Source organism: Rhodococcus ruber (genome assembly GCF_027270735.1).
Classification (GTDB): Bacteria; Actinomycetota; Actinomycetes; order Mycobacteriales; family Mycobacteriaceae; genus Rhodococcoides; species Rhodococcoides rubrum_A.
Genome location: NZ_JAPWIJ010000001.1, coordinates 451,155 through 476,308 on the forward strand (window position 1 = coordinate 451,155; position 25,154 = coordinate 476,308).

The window sequence follows — 25,154 nt, forward strand, 5'->3', positions numbered from 1 at the left end:
GAGCTTTCATCGATTCGTCAGTTCTTTCTTCTCGGTGGAACGAAGTTCGTGGGCGATCCGTGGGCCGATGGCGGCGAGTGTGGAGGGCGCGCACATCTGCCAATGCGTGGCTTGGGCGGAGACGACCGTGGTGGAACCCGCGACGTGCGGATACCACTGTCCGACGCCATCACCGTCGTCCAGTCCGGCGGCGACGTACAGGACATCGCCCGGGTAGACGCTCGGCCGGTGTTGTTGCAACAGTCGGTGATTGTGCTGTGCAGCTGCGATGAGCCGCTCGATGTCGGAGCGGCCGATGATGCCACCTGTGTCGACGGCGTCGAGCAACGCGCCTGCCGAGTCGAGTGAGACGACCTGACCGTCGGGCACCGCGAGATCGAGTCCGAGCCCCGACACCAGGTCCGCCACCGGCATCGCATCCGACCAGTCGCCCTGATCGCCGTGGTGCGCATCGAGCAGTGTCAGTGAGGCGACGGTTCGGCCGGACGCGGAGAGTTGGACTGCCATCTCGTGCGCGAGCACCCCGCCCAGCGACCATCCGAGCAGGTGCACCGGACCATCGGGTGCAACGCGGATGACTTCCTCGAGGTAGCGAGAAGCCAACTGTGCCAGCGTGGGTGGCAGCTCCTTCGGTGCCGGCGTTTGCAGACCGTACAGCGGATTGTCGATGTAGCTGCCCAATCCGGAGTAGCACCAGGACAATCCGAGGATCGGATGAATGCAGAACACCGGAGCGCGCTCACCGGCCTGCCGTAGCGGTAGCAGTACGGCCAGCTCCTCGGCATCGACCGAATCGGATGTGATCCGCTCGGCGACGGCGCTCACCGACGCATCCATCAGCAGCGACTGCATACCGATCTCGTACGAGCGCTCTCGAAGCTCGCCGATCACTCGCATTGCAGACAGCGAGCTGCCACCGAGATCGAAGAAGTTGTCGTCCAACCCGATTCGCTCTGCGTTCAACACGGCCTCGAAGGCCTCGACCACGGCGATCTCGGATGCCGTCCGTGCGGGACGGTACTCGGTGCTGCCGAATATGGGCACCGGAAGCGCAGCGACATCCAGCTTTCCGGTTCCGGTACGCGGAACCTGGTCGATGACCGTCACCGCGGACGGCACCATATGGGCGGGCAGCGAGCGCCGAGCATGCTCGCGGACCGACTCCGGTGCTGCGGTGCCGGTGATATAGGAGACCAGTGTCTGCTCCCCCGCGGGGCCAGGCACTGCCAGCGTCACAGCGACATCGACTTCGGCATGCGTGCCCAGTACTGCGTCGATCTCCCCCGGCTCGATGCGGAATCCGCGAATCTTCACCTGCTGATCACTGCGGCCGCTGTAGAGCAACCGACCGTCGACGGTACGCCGCACCAGGTCGCCGGTGCGGTACATCCGCATTCCCGGATCGAGTGGGTCGGCAACGAATCGTGTTGCCGTCAAACCGGACCGGCGGTGATAGCCGCGCGCCAAGGCGGGACCTGCCACGTACAACTCTCCGCGCACTCCGACCGGCACGGGATGCAGACGCGCGTCGAGCACCATCGCGCGTAGACCGTGCAACGGTCGGCCGAGCGTGATCGGTTCGGCGGTTCGCACCTCACCGAGCGTCGAGATGTCGGTGGCCTCCGTGGGCCCGTACCCGTTGAGCATCAGACGCCCTGGACTCCATTTGGCTACCAGCTCTGCGGTACACGCCTCACCACCGACGCACAGCACCTCGAGGCAGTCGAGTCCCTCGGGATCGAGGGTCGACAGCGCCGACGGCGTCATCAACGCATGGGTGATCTGCTCGTCGCGGATGAATGCGGCCAGCTCAGCGCCGCCCAAAACTGTCGGCGGCGAGACGACGAGCGTCGCGGCGGCAGAGAGTGCCGAGATCATCTCGCCGACAGCCATGTCGAAACTCGGAGACGTGTTGTGCAGCAATCGCGACGATGGTTCGACGCGATGCAGTTCCCTGCGAGACGCGGCCAGGTTCGCCAGTCCCCGGTGGCTGACCACGACGCCCTTCGGCCGCCCGGTGGACCCGGAGGTGTAGATCACGTACGCGGCGGTGGAGGCGCACACCGGACCGGTGAGTTCGTCTGCTGCGATCGGCGTCTCGGCCGCGTGCTCGAATTCGGCGATCGACACGGGATCATCGAGTTCTACCCACGGCACATCCGACGGCAGGCCGCGTCGAGCCGCCGACGACGTCAAACCCAGCACGGTATCGGAATCGGCGATCATGTGCGCGATGCGCTCGGCAGGGTATGCCGGGTCGATCGGAAGATACGCCGCGCCGGTTCGCGTGACCGCCCAGGTGCACAGCACCGACTCCGCGGAGCGTGGAAGCGCGACTGCGACAACGGTTTCGGGACCCACTCCGTAGCCGAGCAGTACGCGAGCCAATCGATTCGCGTAGGCATCCGCCTGCCCGTACGTGTAGTCGACCCCGTTCCAGCGCAGGGCAACTGCGTCGGGTCGGACGGCCACAGCGTCGTCGATCAGCTGACCGAGGGTACGGACAGGGGCATCGACCGGGCCGTGCAGCACAGCGTCGTGGGACGGGGCGAGATCGCCCACCGGTGCTGACGGATCCGCCAGTGCCGCGTCGAGCAGAGTGGTGAACTCGTCGACGAACCGACCGGCAGTGGCCTCGTCGAACAGATCGGTTGCGTAGCGCAGCGATCCGCCCAGCAGGTCGGAATCGGTGACGGTCAAGGCCAGATCGAAGCGAGTGACCTCGGATTCGTACGGAAACGGCGTAATCTCGAGTCCGGGCAGCTGCACGGCTGTCGGCCGCTCGGTCTCCAGCGCGATCAGGGCCTGGAACAGCGGTGAGTGCGCGGTCGAGCGAGCCGGTGCCACTGCCTCGACCACTCGCTCGAACGGAACGTCGGAGTGTTCCATCGCAGCCAGATCGATGGTGCGGGTGTGCGCAACGAGTTCCGTGAACGATCGATTCGGGTCGACGTCGAGCCGAAGCACAAGGGTGTTGACGAACATGCCGACGACGTCGTCGAGCGCACCGGATCCCCGCCCGGATACCGGGGTGCCGACGGGTATATCGGTGCTTCCGGTCAATCGGGCCAACAGCGCGCTGTAGGCCGCATGCAGAACCATGAACACCGAGGCTCCGGTGGTCCGGGCGAGCGACCGTACGCCCGCAGTGGTCTGCTCGGAGAGGGTGAACTGCACAGCGCGTCCACGTTTGGACGCCACTGCCGGCCTCGGTCGATCGGTCGGAAGATCGAGCACCGCAGGCAGGTCGGCCAAGGTCTGTGTCCAGTACCGAATCTGTTGTGCAAGCACCGAAGCAGGGTCGTTTTCGCTGCCCAGTACCCGTCGCTGCCACACGGCGAAGTCGGCGTACTGCACCGGAAGTGGGGTCCACTGCGGTGGCGTGCCGTGAGACCGCGCGCCGTAGGCCAGTGCGACATCGCGTGCCAGCGGGGTCATCGACAGCCCGTCGGCGCTGATGTGGTGCACCACGAGGACCAGTACGTGCGCACTCGGCCCGGTTCGCAGCAGCGCACCGCGCAACGGCACCCCGTCGGTGACATCGAAGCCGCGGCCGATCACCGCCGCCACCCGGGCAAGCACCTCGCTGTCGTCGACGTCCACTGGGCGCAGGTCGAGTTCCACGTTTTCGGAGATCACCTGTGCGGGATCTCCGTCGACCACCGGGAAGTAGGTTCGCAGCGACTCGTGTCGAGCGAGCACATCGTCGACGGCGAGTTGCAAGGCGTCACCGTCGACGGCGCCGTCCAACCGCACAGCGAAGGCGATGTTGTACGCCGCCGACGTCGGATCGAACCGGTTGAGCAACCACATGCGCATCTGCGCGAACGACAATGGGATCACCGATGGTCGCGGTCCGGCGACCAGACGCGGTAGCGCGGAGCGTTCGGCCGAGTCGACGGCCACGGCCAACGACCGCACAGTCGTCGACTCGAACACGGCGCGGACCGGCAGGACCGTCCCAGTGGCGTCGTTGATGTGCGCAATCACTCGGGTGGCCGACAGCGATGTACCGCCGAGAGCGAAGAAATCGTCCCCGGCACCGACGGACGCGGCACCGAGTACCACAGCGAAGGCGTCGGCGACGATGCGCTCGGTGGCCGTGGCGGGTTCGGTGAAGACTCCTGTCGAGGGAGTCGGTGTAGGCAGCGCGGCCCGGTCGATCTTGCCTGAGCCGGTGCGCGGGAGAGCGTCGAGGACCGTGATCGACTGCGGCACCATGTGAGTGGGCAGAAGGCGGCGTGCGTGCTGCCGAAGAAGCTCTGGGTCCAGCACCCGACCGGCCGCGGGGACGACGTATCCGACCACCTGGGAACCGATCACGGCACTCACCGACTGCAGGACGCCGTCGCAGTCGGCGAGTACCGCGTCGATCTCGCCGAGCTCGACCCGGAACCCGCGTACTTTCACCTGAGCGTCGCGGCGGCCGATGTACTCGAATCGGTTTTCTCGCGGAGTGGAGCCTGCGGGATCGACCCGGGTGGTCAGGCGAACGAGGTCGCCGGTGCGATACAGTCTACGGCCGTGGTGATCGGCGACGAAACATGTTGCTGTCAGCGCGAATCGGCGATGGTATCCACGCGCCACGCCGTCCCCGGTGAGGTAGAGCTCGCCGACGGATCCGGTCGGTACCGGATGCAGACGGTCATCGAGAATCACCGACTCGACTCCCCGAACCGGGCCTCCGATCGACACCGGGGCCCCCGGCTTCAGCGGTCCGTCGATCGTGGCGAAGATGGTGGTCTCGGTTGGTCCATAGCCGTTGAACATCCGCAGGCGCGTGGACCACGCATCGGCGAGAGTCGGTGGGCAGGCCTCGCCGCCGACGACGATCGTGGTGGTCTCCGTAACGTCGGACGGGTCCACAGTGGCCAATGCTGCCGGGGTCACGAAGGCATGGGTGGCGCGCTGCAGCACTGCTGCGAGTTCGCTCCCACCCAGTACGTCGGCGTCGGCGATCACCATCGTCGAACCCGCGCCGATCGCCAACAGTAGTTCCAGCACCGAGGCATCGAAGCTCGGGGACGCGAAATGCAGTGCACGTGAGAAGTTGTCGAGCTCGAAGCGGTCGACCAGGTCGGCCACCAGATTCACCAGTCCGCGGTGCGAGACTACGACGCCCTTCGGTTGCCCGGTGGTGCCCGAGGTGTAGATCATGTAGGCAGGATGATCCGGTCGGAGCACCTCGGTTCGGTCCAGGTCGCCCACCGGTGCGCTGTCGGAGTCGACGTCGGCCACCTCGTCGATGGAGATCCACGGGGCTCCCGTCGGCAGCGAACCGAGGTGCAGATCGTCCGTAATCCCCAGTACCACAGTAGAATCCGCGAGCATGTATGTGAGGCGTTCGGTTGGATAGGTGGGATCGATCGGAACGAACGCGGCACCGGTCTTGGCTACGGCCCATGTCGCGAGTATCGAGGAGGGGCCGCGACGCAGTGCGATCGCCACGTACTGCTCCGGACCGATACCGCGTCGAATCAGTTTGCGCGCCAGCACGGTCGCTGCGTCGTCCAGCTCGGAATAGGTCCACCGCACTCCACCGGCTTCGAGGGCGAGCGCGCTGCCGCCTGCACTCATGACGGCCCCGGCCAGTAGATCGGGCAGAGTCCGGTGGGCGAGCGCAGGTGCGCCGTGGATGCGGTGCGGCTCATCGGCGGTGAGGATCGGGATGTCTCCCACCGGGCGATCCGGATCTGCTAGCGCGGAAGCAAGAATCGTGCGATACCGCTCGGCGAGGATCTCCACGGTCTCGGAGTCGAATAAGTCCGTGGCATAAACGAACTCGACCGAGGCGGTCTCAGTCGAGGCAGTGGCCGACGAGAAGGACGCGGTGACGTGCAGGTCGAACTTGGCCGCCACATGCGCGGTATCGAGTGGGCGAACCGACAGGTTCGGTAGCTCCACCGAAGGCGGCGACGTTTCCTCGATCGACAGCATCACCTGGAACAACGGGTGGTATGCCGTCGAGCGCGGTGGCTGCAACACCTCGACCAGTCTCTCGAAGGGAATGTCGGCGTTGGCATAGGCGTCGAGATCCCGCTCGCGCACCGAGCTCAAAATGTCGATGAACGTGTCGGACGGTTCGATCTGCGAGCGCAACACCAGGGTTCCGACGAACATTCCGACGAGGTCGTCCAGTTCGCTCTGCCCACGGCCGGCCACCGGAGTGCCGATGGTGATATCGCGAGTACCCGAGACGCGGGCGAGGGTCACCGCCAGTGCCGCGTGCGCAATCATGAACCGAGTCGAGCCGGAGCGTTCGGCCAGCGAGGTCATCGCCGCAGCGGTACCCGGTTCCAGATCGATCGACAGTCGACCACCTCGATGGGACGCCACCGGTGGGTGCGGCCGATCGGTCGGCAGCGCGAGTCGCTCGGGCACACCGTCCAAAACAGCTGTCCAGTATCGAATCTGTTGGGATGCGATCGATTCGGAATCGTGCTCGGCACCGAGACGATCGAGAGTCCACAGCGCGTAGTCGGCATACTGCACCGGCAACGGCGTCCACTGCGGGGTGTGGCCGGCGGCCCGGGATCCGTACGCGATCATGACATCGCGAGCCAGGGGCTTCATCGACCATCCGTCGGCGGCGATGTGGTGCGCGACGACGACGAGCACATGATCCTCGGGCGATACTTCCAGCACTGCCACCCGCAGCGGTGGAGCGAGCGTCACGTCGAATCCCTGTGCCGCGAGGGCGTACAGGGCTCCGTCGAGCAGTGGCTCCGTGGTTCGGGCGACGGTCACGTCCGGGTACTCGGACGTGACGACCTGCTGGGGGCCGTCCGGGCCGTCGGGGTAGACGGTACGCAGAATCTCGTGACGTTCGACGACGTCGGCCAGACCGGTGCGCAGCGCATCGACGTCGAGGGAGCCGATCACCCGGAAGGCGGCAGCGATGTTGTAGGCCCCCGACGACGGATCGAATCGGTTGAGCAGCCACATCCGGTGCTGGGCCGGCGACAGCGGAATTCGCCCAGGTCTGGATCCGACGGTGATGGCGTGGTCGCGACCGCCGTGACCGATGCGGTGTGCCAGCAAACGGACGGTCGGGGCCTCGAACAGGTCTCGGACGCCGAGGTCGGAGTCCAGCTCCGCATTGATGCGCGCGATCACCTGGGTGGCGGTGAGCGAGTCGCCCCCGAGGGCGAACCAGGATCGGGTGACGCTCACACGCTCGGTGGCGAGGACGACGGAGAAGATCTGTGCCACAGCCTCTTCGGAATCCCCCGCTGGTGCTGTGAAATCCTCGGCCGCCGCAAGGGGGTCCGGGAGTGCGGTGCGGTCGAGTTTTCCGGTAGTACCGAGTGGCATCGCGTCGAGCACAACGATGGTCGAAGGCACCATGTATTCGGGAAGAGTGCGCGCCGCGTGCGCTGCAACGACGTCGGTATCTGCCGTGCCGACGATGTAGGCGACCAAGCGGTTCGAACGCACGACGGCAACGGCCGAGTGCACACCGTCGACCGCGAGCAGGGCCGCTTCGACCTCGCCTGGTTCGAGGCGCTGGCCGCGGAGCTTGACCTGGAAGTCGTTGCGGCCCAGGTACTGCAGTGAGCCGTCCTCGGACCAACGAACGAGGTCTCCGGTGCGGTACAGCCGGGTTCCCGAGTCCGCGGCGACGAAGCGAGCTGCTGTCAGGTCCGGCCGCGCAGCGTATCCGCGGGCCAGCTGTACTCCGCCCAGGTACAACTCGCCGGTGACACCCACCGGCACGGGGCGGAGCGCGGAATTCAGAACATGGACAGTGGTGTTCCACACCGGCGCGCCGATGGGTACCGGGCCCTGATCCCCGGCTCGGGTGCGATGGTAAGTGACGTCGACAGCGGCCTCGGTCGGTCCGTACAAGTTGTGCAGTTCGCCGTCGATCGCCCCGTGAAAGCGGTCGGCGATGGCCCGTGGCAGTGCCTCGCCGCTGGCGAACACCTGCCGCAGCGAGGTGCATCGGTCAGGGGCACCGTACGTGAGGAACAACTCCAGCATGGAGGGCACGAAATGCGCTGTCGTGATGCTGTGTTCGCGAATCAGGACCGAAAGATACATCGGATCGCGATGGCCGTCGGGCTCTGCGATGACCGTCGTGGCACCGACCAGCAGCGGCCAGAACAGTTCCCACACCGAGACGTCGAACGTGGCCGGGGTCTTGTGCAGCACAACGTCACGAGGTGTCAGCGGATACTGGTGCTGCATCCACAGCAGCCGGTTGACGATCGCACGGTGGGAGATGGTGACGCCCTTGGGCTTCCCCGTGGAGCCGGAGGTGAACAGCACGTACGCTGCGTGGTCCGGCCGCAGCTCGGGCAGCGGGTCGAGGGGCGCGGTTCCGAAGCGGCTCAGATCCAGCGAGTCGAGGTCGACCACGTCGACTGGAACATTCACCAGCGCACCGAGAATCAGTGACGGTGACGCGGTGGCGATCAGGTGCTCGAGACGGGTGCGCGGCATCGACGGGTCGACGGGCAGGTAGGCACCGCCGGCGGCGACCACTGCGTGGACCGCGACGAGTTGGTCGAGGGAGCGGGGCATCGCCACGCCGACCACGTCGTCGGGTCCGATTCCGATGCTGCGCAGGTAGCGAGCCAGGCACCTCACTCGAGCCCAGAAGTTCACGTACGTCAGGCTCTTCCCCTCGAACATCGCTGCGGTCGCCGTAGCGTGTTCGTCCGCCGCCGCCGCGAGGAGCTCGACAAGGGTGTGCGCGGCCACCGGATGGTCGGTGCGATTCCAGGCTGCTCGACGCGAATGCTCGTCGTCGGAGAGCAGGTCGAGTTGCGTCACCGGGCGCTGTGGATCACCGGTGAGGCCATCGAGGGCTCGACGAAAGCGCTCGGCGATCGATGCCGCTCGAGACCGATCGATGGTTCCTGCAGCGTGTTTCAACGTGATGCGCACCGTCGGTTCGAGGACGGTGATCAGCGTCAGGGGATAATGGGTGGCATCGGTGACGCGCAGGTCGCGCACCCGCAGCCCGGCGATGTCGGTGTCTCGATCGAGTGCCGAATGGTCCACCGGGTACGACTCGAACACCGTCAGCGTGTCGAACCCGGCCCCGGCACCCACTCGCGAGCGGACCTCGGGCAGCCCCATGTGATGGCTGTCCAGCAGATCCACGCTCTGGGCCTGTACTCGGGCGAGCAGTGCTGCGACGGTGTCGTCTCGGTGCACCCGAACCCGTACCGGCAGGGTGTTGATGAACAGCCCGAGAGTGTCCTCGACGCCGGTCAGATCGGCGGGCCTACCCGAGACGGTCGCCCCGAACACGACGTCGTCGCGCCCGAGTTCGGCGGCGAGCACCAGAGCCCACGCTGCCTGCACGACGGTGTTGACGGTGACCGAGAGGTCCCGCGCCGCGGCTTTCACGGCCGTCACCGAAGCGTCGTCGAGGGGCACCGACAGCTCGGCGGGCATCTCATGGTCCGCCTCGTGGCCGGGAGCGATCAGTGACGGTTCGTCGACCCCCGCCAAGGCGTCGGCCCACTTGTCCAGTGCGCCCGTGTGATCGCGTTCGTCGAGCCATTTCAGGTAGTCCCGGTACGTCCTGGCCGGAATCGGAATGGGACCGTCGGCGGCATAGAGCACCAGCAGTTCTTTGACGAAGATCGGCATCGACCATCCGTCGAACAGGATGTGGTGGTTGGTGACCACCAGCGATGCCCCGTCCTCGGTGTTCACCAGTACGAACCGCAGCAACGGTGGTACGTCCAGGTCGAATCTCGCGGTGCGCTCGGCATGGGCAATGGCAGGCACGTCGGTTGCCTCGGCATCGACTGTGCGCCAATGTAGTTCGGGATCCGTCAGAACCAGCGCCGCCGCGGCTCCCCGGTTGTCACGAACGAAGGCCGTGCGCAGGCTGTCGTGGCGGGCGAGCAGTCGGCGGGCGGCCCGGTGCAACCGTGCAGCGTCGATTTCTCCACCGAGCTCGAATATCAACTGAGCGGTGTAGACGTCGACGTGCCCGCGGGTGAGCTCGGAGTGGAACATCAGTCCGTGTTGCAGCGGGGCCAGTGGCCAGATGTCGTCGAGTTCGCCGTATGTGCACTCCCATCGATCTATCTGGTGCTGATCGACGTGCACCAGCGGCACATCGCTCGGCGTCAGTCCACCTGCCTCGGGTTCGGTTGCGTGCTCGGCGAGGCGAGCCAGCGCCGACGTCCATCGATCGGCCACACTCTCGACCTCTGCGCGGTCGAGCACGCCGCGGGGGAACGCGAACGTGGCCCGCAACCGACCGTTGGTGACCACCGCATTGATGTCGAGTGCGACCGTGACAGGCAGCCGATCTCCACTTCCGGCGCCGATCTGTATCGATGCGTCCGGGATCCAGCCTTGTCCGCGTAGGGCATCGGGAATGTCGGTGCTGATCCGTCCCAGGTAGTTGAAACTGATCTGCGGCGAATGGCTTTCGGCGAGGACGGCCGAGGTGTCGTCGTTCAGGTACCGCAGTAGACCGAAGCCGCTGCCCGTTCCCGGTAGTGCGCGGATCTGTTCCTTGATGCGTTTGACGGCATCGGACACCGACACGTCACCGGCGAGTATTCGATCGGCATCTACACCGTCGAGAGACAGGCGTACCGGGTGTATCGAGGTGAACCAGCCGACCGTTCGAGACAGGTCGGCTCCGGGCACCAGATCCTCGTCGCGGCCGTGACTTTCGACCGACACGAGAAACGACGAGGGCCGTTCGGACCAGACCGCCAGCGCCAGTGCCGTGAGTAGGATGTCCTCGACGGTGCCTCGGTACGCGCGAGTCAGTGGTCCGATCAGGGCATCGGTGACCTCGGCGGTGAGCTCGACCGACACCTGATCGCGGGTGGCACCGATGTCGATCGTCGGATCGAGTGGGCGGGACCCGATCAGATCGTGTGGACCGTCGAGAAGTGCTGTCCAGCTGGCTGTTTCCGAGTCGGATCGGGCGGCGACCTCGCGTAGTCCATGGGCCCAGCGGCGCATCGAGGTGCCCACCGGTTGCAGGAGCGCCGAGGACTTCGACTGCACCTGATGCCATGCTGCCGCCAGGTCTGGTATCAGAATGCGCCAGGAGACGCCGTCGATCACCAGGTGGTGTGCGATGACGATGATGCGACCGATGCCGTGGGTGTCGACTATCTCGGGGTGGCCGGTCTCCGGTGACACCCAGACCACCTGCAGCATCACACCTTCACGCGGTCGCAGGCGCGCGGCGAACACCCGAGCGGATTCGGTGAGCACAGAGGTGAACTCGCGGCTGCCGGGCCTGCTGTTGGTCGACACACGGGAGACGACCGTATCGAGATCCACGCTGCCGGTCGGCCGGATCGTCAGGCCGTCGTCGGTCAGTGTGGAGCGCAACGCGTCGTGATGATCGAGTATCGCGGCGACCGTTCGCCGCAGCCCGTCCAACTCGAGATCCACCGGCGCGGTCAGTACCACGGTCTGGTGGAATGCGTCCATGCCGTCGGCCCGGGTCAGCGACCGGACAGTTCGACTCATGATGGGGGTCAACGGCATATCGCCGACGCCTCCGCCTGCCAGCTCGTCGAGAGTCACCTGGTGCGCTACGTCGGTCGCGACCTCGGCCAACGCAGCGACGGTACGGCGCTCGAATACATCACGAGTAGTGATCACCACGCCGAGCGACTTCGCGCGAGCCACCAGCTGGATTGCGATGATGCTGTCACCGCCGAGCGCGAAGAACGAATCGTCGACACTCACCGAGTCACGCTGCAGCACAACGGCCATGGCGTCGGCGAGAACAGTCTCGACCGGCGATGCCGGGGCGCGGTAGGCCGCGGCGTCGGACTCGAATGTGGGTTGCGGCAGTGCGGATCGATCTACTTTGCCGGTGGGGGTCAGGGGGATGGCGTCGAGTTCGACGACCGTTCCGGGCACCATGTGCATGGGTAGGAAGCGAGAGGCGAACGCACGCAGCGCCGTGTGATCGAGCGGCTCTGCGGGTTTGACGTAGGACACCAGGATCGATGCGTCACCGTGACGGTGCACCACCGACACCGCGAAGTCGACGGCTTCGTACCGGGAGAGGACTGCGTCGATCTCGCCGAGTTCGATGCGTTGACCGTGTATCTGAACCTGGAAGTCGCTGCGGCCGATGAACTCGAGCTCGGCGGCGTTCAGCGGACCGGTCCACCGCACGATGTCGCCGGTGCGATAGAGACGCCGTCCGTGACCGAAGGGGTCGGCGACGAATCGTGCGGCCGACAATCCGGTTCTGTTGTGGTACCCGCGGGCGACGCCGGGTCCGCCGAGGTAGAGCTCTCCAGCCGATCCCGGTGGCACGGGCCGCAGCAGGGCATCCAGCACGACGGCGTGTGAGCCCTCGACGGGACGCCCGATCGTGATGGCGCGCGTGTCGGTCTGCGGCTGGGTCATCGTCACGACGATGGTGGTCTCGGTGGGACCGTAGCTGTTGAACAGCACGGCTTTCGAACCGAACCGATCGACCAGGTCCGGCGGCATGACGTCGCCGCCGACCACCACGACGTCGAGGTCCTCGAGCTCGGTTGCGTCGACGGTGGTGAGCAACGCGGGTGCGCAGATGATGTGGGTGACACGACGCTCACGAAGGAGGTGCGTGAGCTCACCGCCGCCGATCACGGTGGGCGGCGCGACGACCATCGTCGCTCCTGCGCTGAATGCCTGGATCATCTCGAACAGGGAGGCGTCGAAACTGGACGACGAGAACCGCAGCAGCCGCGACGAGGTGGTCACGCGCAGTTCGGGTCTGGCCTGCGCGGCGAATGTCGCCAGTCCGGCGTGAGTGACCAGAACGCCCTTGGGCGTGCCGGTCGAGCCGGAGGTGTAGATCATGTAGGCGGCGTGCTGCTCGGTGAGGCCTGCGGGTCGATCGGCATCGGTGATGGGCGCAGTCGATCGTGCCTCGCATTCTTCGCGGAACCCCGCGTCGTCCGTGTCGATCCAGCACACCCGCTGCGAAAAGTGTTGCGAAAGAACATGTTCGCTGATCCCAATTGTTGCGGCGGAGTCGACGAGCATGTGGGCGATGCGCTCGGTCGGGTAGCCAGGATCGATCGGTACGAACGTGGCACCGGACGCGGCAACGGCCCAGAGAGCGACGATGGAGGCGATCCCGCGAGGTAGTGCTACGGCGACGACGCTGCCCGGTCCGGCTCCGCGTGCAATCAGGGCACGTGCGATCGTGTTGGCGCGTCGGTCGAGTTCGCGGTACGTCAGCGATTCGCCCTGGAACTCGACGGCGATGTTGTCGGCCGCACCGATCACGCCGCGGCGCAGGAGGTCCGGAAAGAGTGCAGGGACAACTGCTTCGGGACCGACGAGCGGAACGAGGGCCGATCGCTCGGCGGCGTCGAGCACATCGAGTTCGAGAACCGGTGTGTCGGAGTCGGCAGTGAGGAAGCGCTCGAACAACATCAGGAAACGACGGTGCAGGTCCGCGAACTGTTCTGCTCCGTAGATGTTGGGGTTGCCCTCGAACTCCAAGCGGGAGCGAGTTCCGTCCGACGCCGGGTAGATGTTGATCGAGAGATCCTGCACGGGTCCGGTGGAGAGTACGTTGAATTCGCCGGTCAGCGGTCCGAACGCTACCTCGGTCTCGTAGGCCATGATGTTGATCGCCGGGCCGAAGAATCCGCGAGTCTCACTGCCCGCGCCGGCGTCGCGGCGAATGTCCTCGGCTCGATAGCGCTGGTGCCGCAGCGCGCCGGTCAGTTCCAGCTGCATATCGGCAACCAGGCTCCCCGGCGTGCACTGCGGGGTGATTCGGACCCGGATGGGCAGCACGTTGGAGACCATTCCACCGGAACGGCGCAGCAGTGCCGTCGTGCGGCCGGCCACCGGCAGGCTCAGCACCACATCGGTGTTTCCGGTCATGCGGGCGAGAAAGGTTGCGACGGCCGCGATGGCGAGCGGAGCGAAGGCGGAGTCGAGCCGGTTCGCCGCACTGTCCAACGCCTGCTCGATCGTGTCCGGGAGGTACCCACCCGACAGATGCGCGCACGCCGCGGGGGGTGCCAGCCCGCCGGTGATGGACGGGGGCGGGGGCAGGTCGGCGGTCTTGCTCTGCCAGTACCGGCGATCCTTGGCGAAGCGTGGAGACTGTCGGTAGTGCGCTTCGGTGGCGTAGACCTCACCGAGGGAGCCGGCCCGAGACGGTGCGGGTTCGCGGCCTTCGCTGACGTCGGTGTAGATCGACGCGACGCGTCTCATGAATTGAACGGCGCCGTAACCGTCGAGCACGATGTGGTGGACGTGCGAGTACCAGAACGTGCGGTCGTCGGAGATGCGGAGGATCGCCCCCTTGATGAGGCGACCGTGTGTGAGGTCGATTGCGGCGCTGTAGGAGGCACGCATCCATTCCCGGGCGGCGGACTCCGGGTCCACCTCGTTGCGAAAGTCGAGTACCACGGTGTCGTCGCCCTGCTCGACGTCGATGTATTGATGTGGTTCTCCGTCGATCTCGAGCAACCGCAGTGATCCCGCACCGAATTCTCGCGCGGTGCGGCGACCGGCGTATCTCATCAGCTCGAGATCGACGGCACCGCGAATGTCGAGGTAATTGGCGATGGTGATCGGAATATTACTCAACAGATGTTGAGCAAACCATAAACCGCGTTGGGCGGCGGTGAGTGGAAAAGGATCGGTGTCTTCTATCGACGTCCGATCCAGTTCTTCTTCCCGAATCGTCAGTGAATCAACGGACTCCAATGACTCGCCTCTTCGTGCACTCAAGGGAGCAGTTACCGGCACGCCGTCGTGCGATGAAAGGAAATCGACGTTGCCCCGAAACGTCCTCCATTGCGAACTGATCCGAATGGAGTTCCAGCTACCGGCCTATCGACGTAGGTTTACACATCCGTTACCAACGGGTCAACCATCTTTGGCGCATCGCCGTAGACATTGTGAATTCACAGAATCCCCGTCGGGCATTCGATGACACCTAACAACACCGAAAGGCACTTACAGTCGACTTTCGCAGACTATAAGTGCCCCGGTTCTGGCGAAACGGCTACGGCTAAGCAGACTTCCAGACCGCGACGACGGACGGCCGCGGCTGGGTGTCGCCGCCGTCGGGCCAATGCGAGATCGGCGCGTCGGCGGTGGCGTCGTCGCTCTCACCCGGGTGCTGCACGCACACCATGACCCGCTCGTCGGTGACGATCGGACCGCAGGTCTCGCCGCCCGCGGGAACCGTCAGGAACTGCCGGGTCTCGCCGCGACGTTCGCCGTCGAGCACCACCGCGAACAGGCCGTCGTTGGAGTCGAGGGCGTTGCCGTCGGTGGAGACCCACAGGTTGCCCTTGGAATCGAAGGCGAGGTTGTCGGGGCACGAGATGGGGCTGACCTGGCTCTTGTCGAAACCGCCGAAGTAGGTGTCGGCCTCGTTGGGGTCACCGCACACCAGCAGCAGATTCCAGGTGAAGGACGTGCCCGCGTGGTCGTCGTCGAGCTCGAGCACCTGGCCGTTCTTGTTGGTGTTGCGGGGGTTGGCCTCGTCGGCCGCAGCTTTGCCCTCGGTGCCGCGGTTGGAGTTGTTCGTCAGCGCAACGTAGACCTTGCCGGTCACCGGGTTGGGCTCGAAGTCCTCGGGACGGTCCATCTTGGTTGCGCCCACCGTGTCGCCTGCCTGACGGGTGAACACCGCTACCTCCTCCGTCGACATACCGTCGACGAGGGACCGTCCACGTCCGTCCTCTCCGGTCTCGAGCAGTGGGATCCATGTTCCGGTGCCACGGAACTCACCCGTGGACGGCAGGGTGCCCGAGCCGTCGATCTCGTCGGGAGTATCGCCGGTGAGAGTGGCGACGTAGAGCGTTCCCGCGTCCAGCAATGTCAGGTTGTTGCGCATCGCAGCCGCGCCGGTGCCGGGCATCATCTTTCGGCTCGAGACGAACTTGTACATGTAATCGAAACGCTCGTCGTCGCCGCTGTACGCCACCACGGTGCCGTCGTCGGTGACATGGATCGTCGCGGCCTCGTGCTTGAACCGCCCGAGAGCGGTGTGCTTGATCGGGGCCGACTGCGGATCCCACGGGTTCACCTCGACGATGTATCCGAAGCGGTTCACCTCGTTGGGTTCCTGCGCCAGGTCGAATCGCTTGTCGAAGCGTTCCCACTTGCGATCGCTCGCGGCACCCTCGACACCGTAGCGGGAGAGTCGTTCGGCCACAACGGGATCGGTGACGGATTCGGCATTGCCGAAGTACTGGTTGAAGTTCTCCTCGCCGGAGAGCACGGTTCCCCACGGCGTCAGGCCGCCCGAGCAGTTGTTGAACGTGCCGAGCACCTTGGTGCCTGTGGGGTCGACGCTCGTCTTGAGGAAGTTGCTACCCGCCGCAGGGCCGGTGACGACGAACTCGGTGCTACCGGTGATGCGGCGGTTGTACTGCCCCATGGCCGGGGTCAGTTTGCCGGTGCCGGATTCCCCCTGCACCTGCACCACCGAAAGCCCGTGTGCGGCAATGGCTACATCGAACTGCTCGCGGGTGGGGTTCTCGGCGTCGTAGCCCTTGAACATGGCGGGCTCGGTGCTGTACTCGTGGTTGACCACCAGTAGATGCGCGTTGGGAGTGCCCTCGATGGGCAGCAGACCGGCGAAGTCGTTGTTGAAGCCGAACTGCTTCTCCTGCGCGGCTGCGCTCTGGTTGTCGAAGTCGAACGCCGGTGCGCCCGCCACGACCGCGTCGCCCCAGCGGATGACGATGCCCTGTTCGTAGCCCTCGGGCACCACTACGGCATCCTCGGTGTTCGGTTCCACCGCAACAAAATCCACGCCGTCGACCGGCGGGGTATCGGATCCGGTGGTGGCGGAGCTTCCCGTGGCCGCCGGCTCGTCGGTGGAACACGCTGCCAGCGCACCGCCCGCGCCCACGGCGAGCACTGCCATCGCTCCGCCCTTGATGACGCCACGACGCGACATCGCGGTCTTGACGATGTCGCCGAAGTACTCGCCCTTCGACGTGTTGGGAATCTCGTGGAAGCACGCATCACCGCACTTGTACTTGCACGTCAATGATGAGCGCTTGGAGCTTCCGTCGTGAACGGCGAACAAGGGTAGTGGCTTCATGTCACGGCACGCTGTCACCCAAAAGCGAAAGTAAAGGAACGTTCAGGTGAAGTTGGGGCGAACGAGGCTGCCCTAAGACCCGATCGTCTGCCACAGCGGATCGCTCGGGCCGATGTCGTAGGTGCACTCGGTGGGGCGCGGATCCGGTACGAAAGCCCACAGCAGCGCACCCGCAGTCCCCGCGGCGCGTTGCCCCTCGATCTTGGTGGCGATACTGGTGGCGCGAGTCCCGGTGTCGCCACACGAACCGGCGAGTTGGCCGATCTCCCCGACGAGTAGGGGTTTGCCCACCGCAGCGCTCTGAGTGATCCGTCGCTGCAACCCATTCCACTGATCTCCGGGCAACGGCACTCCGTCGGCACCGTAATCGTGGTACTGCACTACATCGACGAAGGGCGACTGGGCGAGGTACTCGTACTCGTCACCCTGGCTTCCGCACTGCCCGCCGCCGGTGAGACCGGCGGTGATCAGCGTACGGGTGTCGACCGAGCGGAGCTGTTGCCCCGCGGTGTCGAAGAAGGATCGCAGAACCTGGGCTGCATCGGCGGTGCAGGTTCGGGTGGTCCAGGAGCATCCCGCGTCGATGCACGAGCTGGTCTCCGGCTCACCGACCAGTTCCCAGGCCGCCAGCGCGGGCGAATCTTTCCACCGATTCGCGGCGGTGAGCATCCATTGCTCGAAACTCGTTACCGCGTTCGTATCGGCGACGACCGGGGGTGTCGTCCAACCGTCGACGTACCACTGCCTGCTTTTGAAGGAGTTTCCTTCGCAGGCCCCGTCCTGTGGCGAGAGAACCGGGACGACCAGCTGCCCGTGTGCCTCGGCCGCCGCGAAGACCGCGTCCATCGGGCGAAAGTCGAGGACGCCGGTGAATCGATTGATCGCCAGCGATTGGAATGCGTCGAATCGCGTCAGGGAATGCGGGGGCAGTGCGCCGAAGTAGCTGTCCAGGTCGACCATCCCCCCGCAGCCCGCGTTGACCGACCAATCGGTCGCAAGCTGGTAGGCGTTGAATCCGGTCGGCCACCACGGATTGCCGTCGAGTGCGAGACCGTCGGCGCTCGCTGTGACTCGGGCACCGGGGTCGGGTGCGGCTGCCGCCTCGGGCACGCCGACGATCGTGGCGACCGACAGCATCAGGGCTGTGCCGAGTGCGCACCGTAGCAATTTCGAACCGATCCGCATCGGCGTAATGCTAGACGCAGACCGGTGGATATTCGAACTCGTCGATTCGACGGTTCGGTCGGCGAATTCACCGTATCGGTACCGATCGACGGTCACCGATCCGACGGAATGGCAACCCGATCGGTCGAACCGCTCATTGGCACGAAATATCATGTCGCCCTGTCGGTTTCTGACCGCAATTGGAGACCCGGGGACGTCGGTGACCATCTCTCGCGTGCATCGGATAACGGGATTGCGCAGTAGAGTCCGAGTTTCCGTTGCTTTACCGAAGGCTGGATATACCCATATGCGAATCACGCGCTGTGCATCGACGACAGTTCTCGTCGTAATTCCGTTTCTACTTCCGGTCACGGTCGTCTCGGCGCAACCACTCGACGGGGAACAATCAGTTTCGACGGATCGCTTCACCTTTCCGGAGTTGGGATTGGGGCAGACCACAACCGTGGACCTGACCGGACAGCGCACGAGATTGACCGTGCCGTCTCCCACGGGCTCGGTGCCGTCGACGCTCAACGGCGTTCTCACCACCCCGGCCTGGCTCGATCGAGGGTGGGTGGACGTCGAATCGGATGGTCGACCGATCACGCGGATCACTCTCGACAACGCCGTGCCGACAACCCCGGTCTCCATTCCGCTGGCTGCGGCACGCACGGTCGACGGAGTGATCGCACTCGATCTGATCCCATCGGTGATTCCCGACGATCGTTACTGCCCCGATCCTGGTTCCGATGCCGTGCGTTTGATCGATGCGACCGTGGACTACCAGGGACAACCGGCCGTACCGGGGACAATCGCAGACTTCCTGCCGGGGGTCCTGCGAAAACTCACGGTGTTCGTCCCCACCGAACCGGATCGCGAAACGATCACCGCGGCAACGATTGTGGCAACCTCGATTGTTCACCACTACGGGTCGCAGCCGGTCCAGGTCGTCGTGCGGCCGGACAGTGAGCTTCAGGGGTCGCAACCCGACGGCCCGTTGGAGCGATCGGTGGTGCTGGGTCGGAACTCCGACGCCGGTGCCGAATTGATCTATCCCGTCGAGCAGGCGCCACCGCGGATGTATCTCACGGGAACGGGGTCGGAGCTGACCGACCAGGCCCGCCTGGTCACCAGCGACCTGTCGGACATCGCCGTCGCCACAGCTGCCGTGGCAGGACCATCGGCCCCGAAAGCGCAACTGGCACCCGAATCGATCACGCTCGACGATCTCGGGATCGGCACCGTGACCGGTTCGGGTAGTGCGACCGCGACAGCATCGGTCACGATCGATCAGACGCGGCTCGGCCGGTCGGCCTCGACGCTGTCCGTTCACCTGATCGGTAGCTACACCCCGGGTTCGGGATCGATACGCGCCTCCGTGAACGGTTCGTCATTGGCCGTCTGGGCCTCCGACGACACGGGCCGACTCGACCGGTGGGTCGACATTCCGGATTCGTTGCTCTCTCGCATCGAGACACTCGACATCTCCGTCGACCATCCACCGGCCACGGGCAGCGGTGGTTGTTCCGCGACCGCCGATACGAGTGTGACCGTGGACGGCTCGACCCTGGTGCGGTCGTCCGATTCCTCGACGCCGGCCCCGCTGGGACTGCGATCGTTGCCGCAGGCGCTGATGCCGCAGTTCGATATCGCGCTGGCCGACGAGTCCTTCGCCGGAGTCGTCCGAGCGGTCACCATGGCAACCGGGCTGCAGCGCTTGTCGAGCCGGCCGCTCGTGCCGCAGGTCGTGTCGATGGATCAGGCCCTCGACGGTTCGGCACCTGCCGTCGTGATCGCACCGGTGGCGGAACTCCCGGATGCCCTGACCCTGCCGCTGTCCTCGGTCGACGAGACCACCTTCCGGATCAGCGACCCCGCGCCCGACGAGGGGCGGACGGAACTCACCGTGGATACCGATCAGGCGTTCGCGACCGTTCAGGTGACCTCTGTGCAGAACAAGGCCGTACTCGCCGCGTCCTGGAACTCGACGCCGGAGATATTCGACGCCATGCTCGAGTGGCTCGATGCCGACTCTGCTCGATGGTTCGCACTCGACGGCGACATCGTGTTCGCCGCGCAGAACACCGATCCGATGTCGTTGTCGAGCTCGGCGTTGTCGGGCGCGGACGACACCGCGGCCGTCTCCCCGACCGAATCCACCGACCGGACGACCGTGCTGATCGTGGGACTCGGGCTGGCGGCGCTTGCCGCTGCCTGCATCACAGCACTCGTGTTCGCGGTTCGCTCGCGCCGGTCGACACAGGGGTCGTCCCGACACAGCGGCTCGGAATGACCGTCGACACCGAGCCGGCGCGATCACTCACCCGCTGGCGACAGTCGCGACGGCCCGTCGATGTCCTCGCCTTCCGTTGGGTGGTTCTCGTCGGGTGCGTCGTTCTCGCGTTCTTTCCCACCTGGGTGCGTCTGGCGCAGGAAGCGGCCGACGGGGCCATCACCGCGTACATCTTCGTACTGCCGCCGCTGGCCTTGGTGGCCGCTCAGGGGGTGGCGCGGCGCAGGGCGGACGAACTGCCCATCCACGATCGCCAGACCGACAACATCGTCGGCGGTATCGCTCTGTTGGTCGCCATCGCCATCAAGGCGCTGTGGCTGCCGCGATACGCCGACCAGTACGAGTTGGCACACCTGGATGTCCTTGCGGCGCTGACCTTCTTCTTCGGTGGCGCAATTCTGATGTTCGGACTTCGGCCGGTGGGACGCTTCTGGTCGGTGTGGCTCTTGCTGCTCGCCTTGAGCCCGTTGGGCTATCGGCTCGTTGCCATCGGCCTCGGCGGCGGCCGGTTCGCGTACGCGGCGGTGATGGTGATTCTGGCGGGTATCGCCGGTGCGATCGCCGTCGGCCGTACCAGGCGTCGTGGGTGGTTGGGGCTGGTGTGCACCGTCCTGCCCGGATTCGCTGTTGCAGCAACGATGTTGACGCTGTGGCCGCAGATCGGCATCGTCTGGTTGCAACTCGTCCCGACCGTCGGCGCGGCCGCGGTCACCGGAATCGTGTTCTATCTCGCGGCCCGTCGTGGCCGATTCGAGGAGCGTCGACCGCGTCGGATCTCCACTCCGACAGCGAAATGGTCTCCCAGCTCCAAGATAGTGGCAATCGGGGCCGCCGCGATACTGGCAGTCGTCCCTCTTCCCGACCGCGCGGGCCTTGCTGCAGTCGCGGGACCACCAGGATCGGTGTCGATGCCACTCGAACCTCCGGTCGGGTTCAGCCAGACGGGCACCGAACAGTTCGATTGGGTGCGCGCCTTCTTCGGCACGCGATCGTCTCTGGTTCGGCAGACGATGCGCGCCGACGACGGAAATCCCGCATGGGACATCCGCTCGAGGCCGCGGACCGTCGTGGTCGACGTCCTGTCGACGACCAATCGGGCCAGTCTGGCGGTGTATCCGGAAAGCACGCTCTATCGCCTGTCCAACACTCGGACCAGCCACCCGTTGACCATCGATCTCGGTCGGGGAGTAACCGGCTCGCTCTACACCTCGGTCAGTGACGCGCTGCTGCTCACCTGGACCAAACTGGTCTTTCATTGGGATCGTGGCAGTTACACACAGCGGGTGACGATCATCAGCGTCGACAACCATGACGCGGATGCTGCATTCCCGCAGCCGATGCCGTCGATGGCGTCGAACCTCGGGACCGCCGTCGGTACGTTCCTGCGCGGAAATGCCATCTCCATCGACGACGATCCGGAGTACAAGGACCGAGACCTGCTCGCCACCTTCGGAACCGGGTTGGTTCGCCAACAGTGGGCTCCGGCGAACGGTGTGCCGCAATGACCATGGCTCCCCAAGGGAAACGGCCGACTCCCCCACGCGTCGGAACGGAAACAGAGGAGTTTCGAGCAACTGCGCTCGATGACGCGATCAACGGGCTGGCCGACCGAAATCCGTTGGCGTCAGCAGCAATTGCTTTCGTGCCCTGGCAGAAGTACACGGCACTCGGGATTGCGCTGCTGCTGATCGCCTGTGGAGTGATCGCCCCGGTCGGGACCCTGCTCGTGGTCACGGTCGTCTGCACCATCGGATATCTGCTGGCGATGATCGACCGCCTACTGCTGTTCTCCCGTGGGCTCGACGCGTCGGCGATCGTCACGGTGACCGACGAGGAGGCCAGGGCCGTTCCCGATGATCGGTTGCCGCACTACACCATTCTGGTTCCGGCGTACGACGAGCCGGAGGTGGTGGGTGACCTCATCGCGGCGATGACCGGACTCGACTATCCCGCGGAGAAGCTGCAGGTTCTGTTGCTGCTCGAGGAGGACGACAAGGTGACGATCGAGGCGGCCGCGCGCAGCGGCGTCAGCGATCTGGTGGACGTGGTCCTGGTGCCCGCGGGCGACCCTCGCACCAAGCCGAAAGCCTGCAACTACGGATTGCATTTCGCGACCGGGACGATCGTGACCATCTTCGATGCCGAGGATCTGCCCGAGAGACTGCAACTGCGTCGCGTCGTCGCTGCTTTCGAGCGGCTGCCCGACACCGTGGCATGCGTGCAGGCGAAGTTGGCGTTCCACAACGGTTCTCAGAATCTGCTGACCGGCTGGTTCACCGCGGACTACGCGCTGTGGTTCGGGTACCTGCTGCCGGGGCTGATGGCGAGTACCTCGCCGATCCCACTGGGCGGAACCTCCAATCATCTTCGACGCGATGTCATCGACGAAGTGGGTGCCTGGGACGGCTTCAACGTCACGGAGGACGCGGATCTCGGTGTCCGCATCGCGGCCTCGGGTTACTCGACGGCGGTGTTGGACTCCACCACCCTCGAAGAGGCCAACAGCGATCCGATCAACTGGGTTCGCCAGCGATCGCGTTGGTACAAGGGCTATCTGCAGACGTGGTTGGTGCACATGCGCAGGCCGGTCGCGACGGTTCGTGCCCTCGGGCCGGTCGGCACCTACCGCTTCACCTTGTTGCTCGCGGGAACTCCGATCACCGCGTGCATCAACATGGTCTTCTGGTTCACCACGGCGGCATGGATTCTCGGCCAGCCGGCATTGGTTGCCGAGCTCTTTCCGCCGTACATCTATTACTTCTCGTTGCTGTCTCTGGTGGTGGGCAACATCGCCACGGTGTACATGTATCTGATCGCGAGCCGAGAGAGCGACAACGCGTACCTACTCGTTCCCAGCCTGACGATGCCCCTGTACTGGGTGATGATGAGTGTGGCGTCCATCAAGGGGTGTTGGCAGTTGGTCCGCAATCCCTCCTACTGGGAGAAGACGTTCCACGGACTGTCCGGGCCCGCCGCGGACCCTGCAGCCGACGACGAGCAGGCCACGTGAATCGGCGCACCCCGTGGACCGTCTTCGGCAGCGCGCTGACGGGTTACTTCGCGATAGGGCTCACACTGAGCATGCACTTCGGCTACCTGCTCGGGGACGCCCTGTCGCGGACCTCGGCTGCACAAGCGGTGTTGCTCAGCCGTGACCCGCACGTGTCTGCGATCGGTTTCATCTTCACGCCGTTGACAGCCTTGGCGCAGTTGCCCGTGGTCGCGTTCGCGTCGTGGTGGCCGGCGATCACCAGGTGGAACATCTCGGGTATCGCGGTATCGGCGGTGTTCATGGCCGGTGCAGTAGTGATGATTCACGGCATCTGTCGAGACCGCGGACTGCCCGGTCGTTACCGCCTCCTGATCACCGTGGTCTTCGCGATCAACCCGATGGTCGTCTTCTACGGTGCCAACGGAATGAGCGAAGCAGGCTTTCTGTTCTTCCTCTGCTGGGCCGTACGACGACTGATTCGGTGGGTGACCACCGACGACGTTCACGATCTCCTGCTGGCAGGCGTCGCGCTCGCGCTCGCATTTTTGGCCCGCTACGAGGGCGTCGTCCCGATAGCTCTCGCCGCGGTTCTGGTAGCAGTCGTCACCGTGCTTCGCCGGGGCCGTCCGTATTGGAAGGAGATGCGGCGCAGAGCAATTCTCGACGCGGTACTCGTTGCCGGACCGGGTACTGCGGTGTTTCTGGTGTGGATCACCACGAGCTGGCTGATCACCGGTGAGGCGCTCGCCCAGCTGTCTTCGAGCTACGGAAATGCTGCGATTCTGTCGCAGTCCGGTGGGTCCAGTGGGGACCTTCTCGGCACCGGCCTGTTCTCGCTCGGTGCCGTCGTCGCGCTGGGACCGACCTTGTTGGTGACGCTGCCGTTCGCGGTGGTGCTGGCGCTGCGTCGACGAGACCTCGAATTCGTGGTGGCACCCTTGCTGTTCGGCGGTGTGCTCGGGTTCCAGGCCGCAAGTTACATCACCGGCTCGACGTTCGGCTTCCTGCGGTTCTTCATCTGTGCTGTTCCGCTGGCTGCCGTCGTTGTGGTGCAACTGTTTCCGGCTGCCGGAGACTTGCCGACGCGGCGAGCGGGTGCGTACCGCAGGCACCGCCCTGTTCTCGCTGGACTGCGTCCCAGAGCCGCCGCGTCGGTTGCAGCGCTCTGCGCACTCGCACTTCCGGTGACGGGATGGGCGATGCTGCAGCCGTCGTTGTCCAGCCAGCAGTACGCCCTCGGCAGTCTTCTCGACCAGGATCCTTCGGCCGGCGACGCCGAGGCGATTGCGGCACGTAGAGTCATCGATTCCTTCTCCACCGAACGTCGACTCGCGTCCTACCTCGACAGCCAGGACCTCCCCGAGGGGTCGATCCTCGTCGACACCGTCTACGGCTTCGCCATCGTGGCAGCGTCGGAACACCCGAAGCGGTTCGTGGTTCCGTCCGATCTGGACTTCACCAAGATCCTCAACGACCCGGCATCCGCCGGCGTGGAGTACTTGCTGACGGTGCCCAACGAGGGCCGTGGGGTATCCGACGCCGTCAACCGGCGCTACCCCACCATCTACGACAACGGTGCGGACTTGTACCCGCTGACGCTCGAAGTACCGAACGACGGTGCAGATCAACCGAATTGGCGTCTGTATCGGGTACCGGGCTGAGGCTCT

Annotated in this window: 7 protein-coding genes; 4 read left to right on the forward strand and 3 right to left on the reverse strand. The window is 65.3% G+C overall.

Annotation, left to right across the window (positions count from 1 at the left end; genetic code table 11):
- Positions 1–6: 6 nt before the first annotated feature.
- The 3 genes from O4220_RS02185 to O4220_RS02195 form a co-directional block, all read right to left on the reverse strand.
- Positions 7–14,721, reverse strand: coding sequence for a non-ribosomal peptide synthetase (locus O4220_RS02185; RefSeq protein ID WP_269601913.1), 14,715 nt, complete (start codon positions 14,719–14,721; stop codon positions 7–9).
- Between the two features lie 265 nt (positions 14,722–14,986).
- Positions 14,987–17,038 carry a PhoX family protein gene (locus O4220_RS02190; RefSeq protein WP_269601915.1) on the reverse strand — a complete coding sequence of 684 codons (2,052 nt, stop codon included), beginning with the start codon at positions 17,036–17,038 and terminating at the stop codon, positions 14,987–14,989.
- 72 nt (positions 17,039–17,110) lie between these two features.
- Positions 17,111–18,175, reverse strand: coding sequence for a beta-mannosidase (locus tag O4220_RS02195; RefSeq protein WP_269602242.1), 1,065 nt, complete (start codon positions 18,173–18,175; stop codon positions 17,111–17,113).
- A gap of 334 nt (positions 18,176–18,509) precedes the next feature.
- Between O4220_RS02195 and O4220_RS02200 the strand changes: the two genes are divergently transcribed.
- Genes O4220_RS02200 through O4220_RS02215 form a run of 4 tightly spaced genes read left to right on the forward strand, consistent with a single transcriptional unit; the run spans position 18,510 to position 25,148 of the window.
- Positions 18,510–20,495 carry a hypothetical protein gene (locus O4220_RS02200; protein ID WP_269601916.1) on the forward strand — a complete coding sequence of 662 codons (1,986 nt, stop codon included), beginning with the start codon at positions 18,510–18,512 and terminating at the stop codon, positions 20,493–20,495.
- Positions 20,492–22,000: a hypothetical protein gene (locus O4220_RS02205; RefSeq protein WP_269601917.1), complete on the forward strand. Its 1,509-nt coding sequence runs from the start codon at positions 20,492–20,494 to the stop codon at positions 21,998–22,000. Before O4220_RS02200 ends, O4220_RS02205 begins: the two co-directional genes overlap by 4 nt.
- Complete coding sequence (locus O4220_RS02210) at positions 21,997–23,505, forward strand: glycosyltransferase (protein WP_269601918.1); 1,509 nt, start codon at positions 21,997–21,999, stop codon at positions 23,503–23,505. The genes O4220_RS02205 and O4220_RS02210 overlap by 4 nt, the downstream gene beginning before the upstream one ends.
- Complete coding sequence (locus O4220_RS02215) at positions 23,502–25,148, forward strand: glycosyltransferase family 39 protein (protein WP_269601919.1); 1,647 nt, start codon at positions 23,502–23,504, stop codon at positions 25,146–25,148. Before O4220_RS02210 ends, O4220_RS02215 begins: the two co-directional genes overlap by 4 nt.
- Positions 25,149–25,154: the final 6 nt, after the last annotated feature.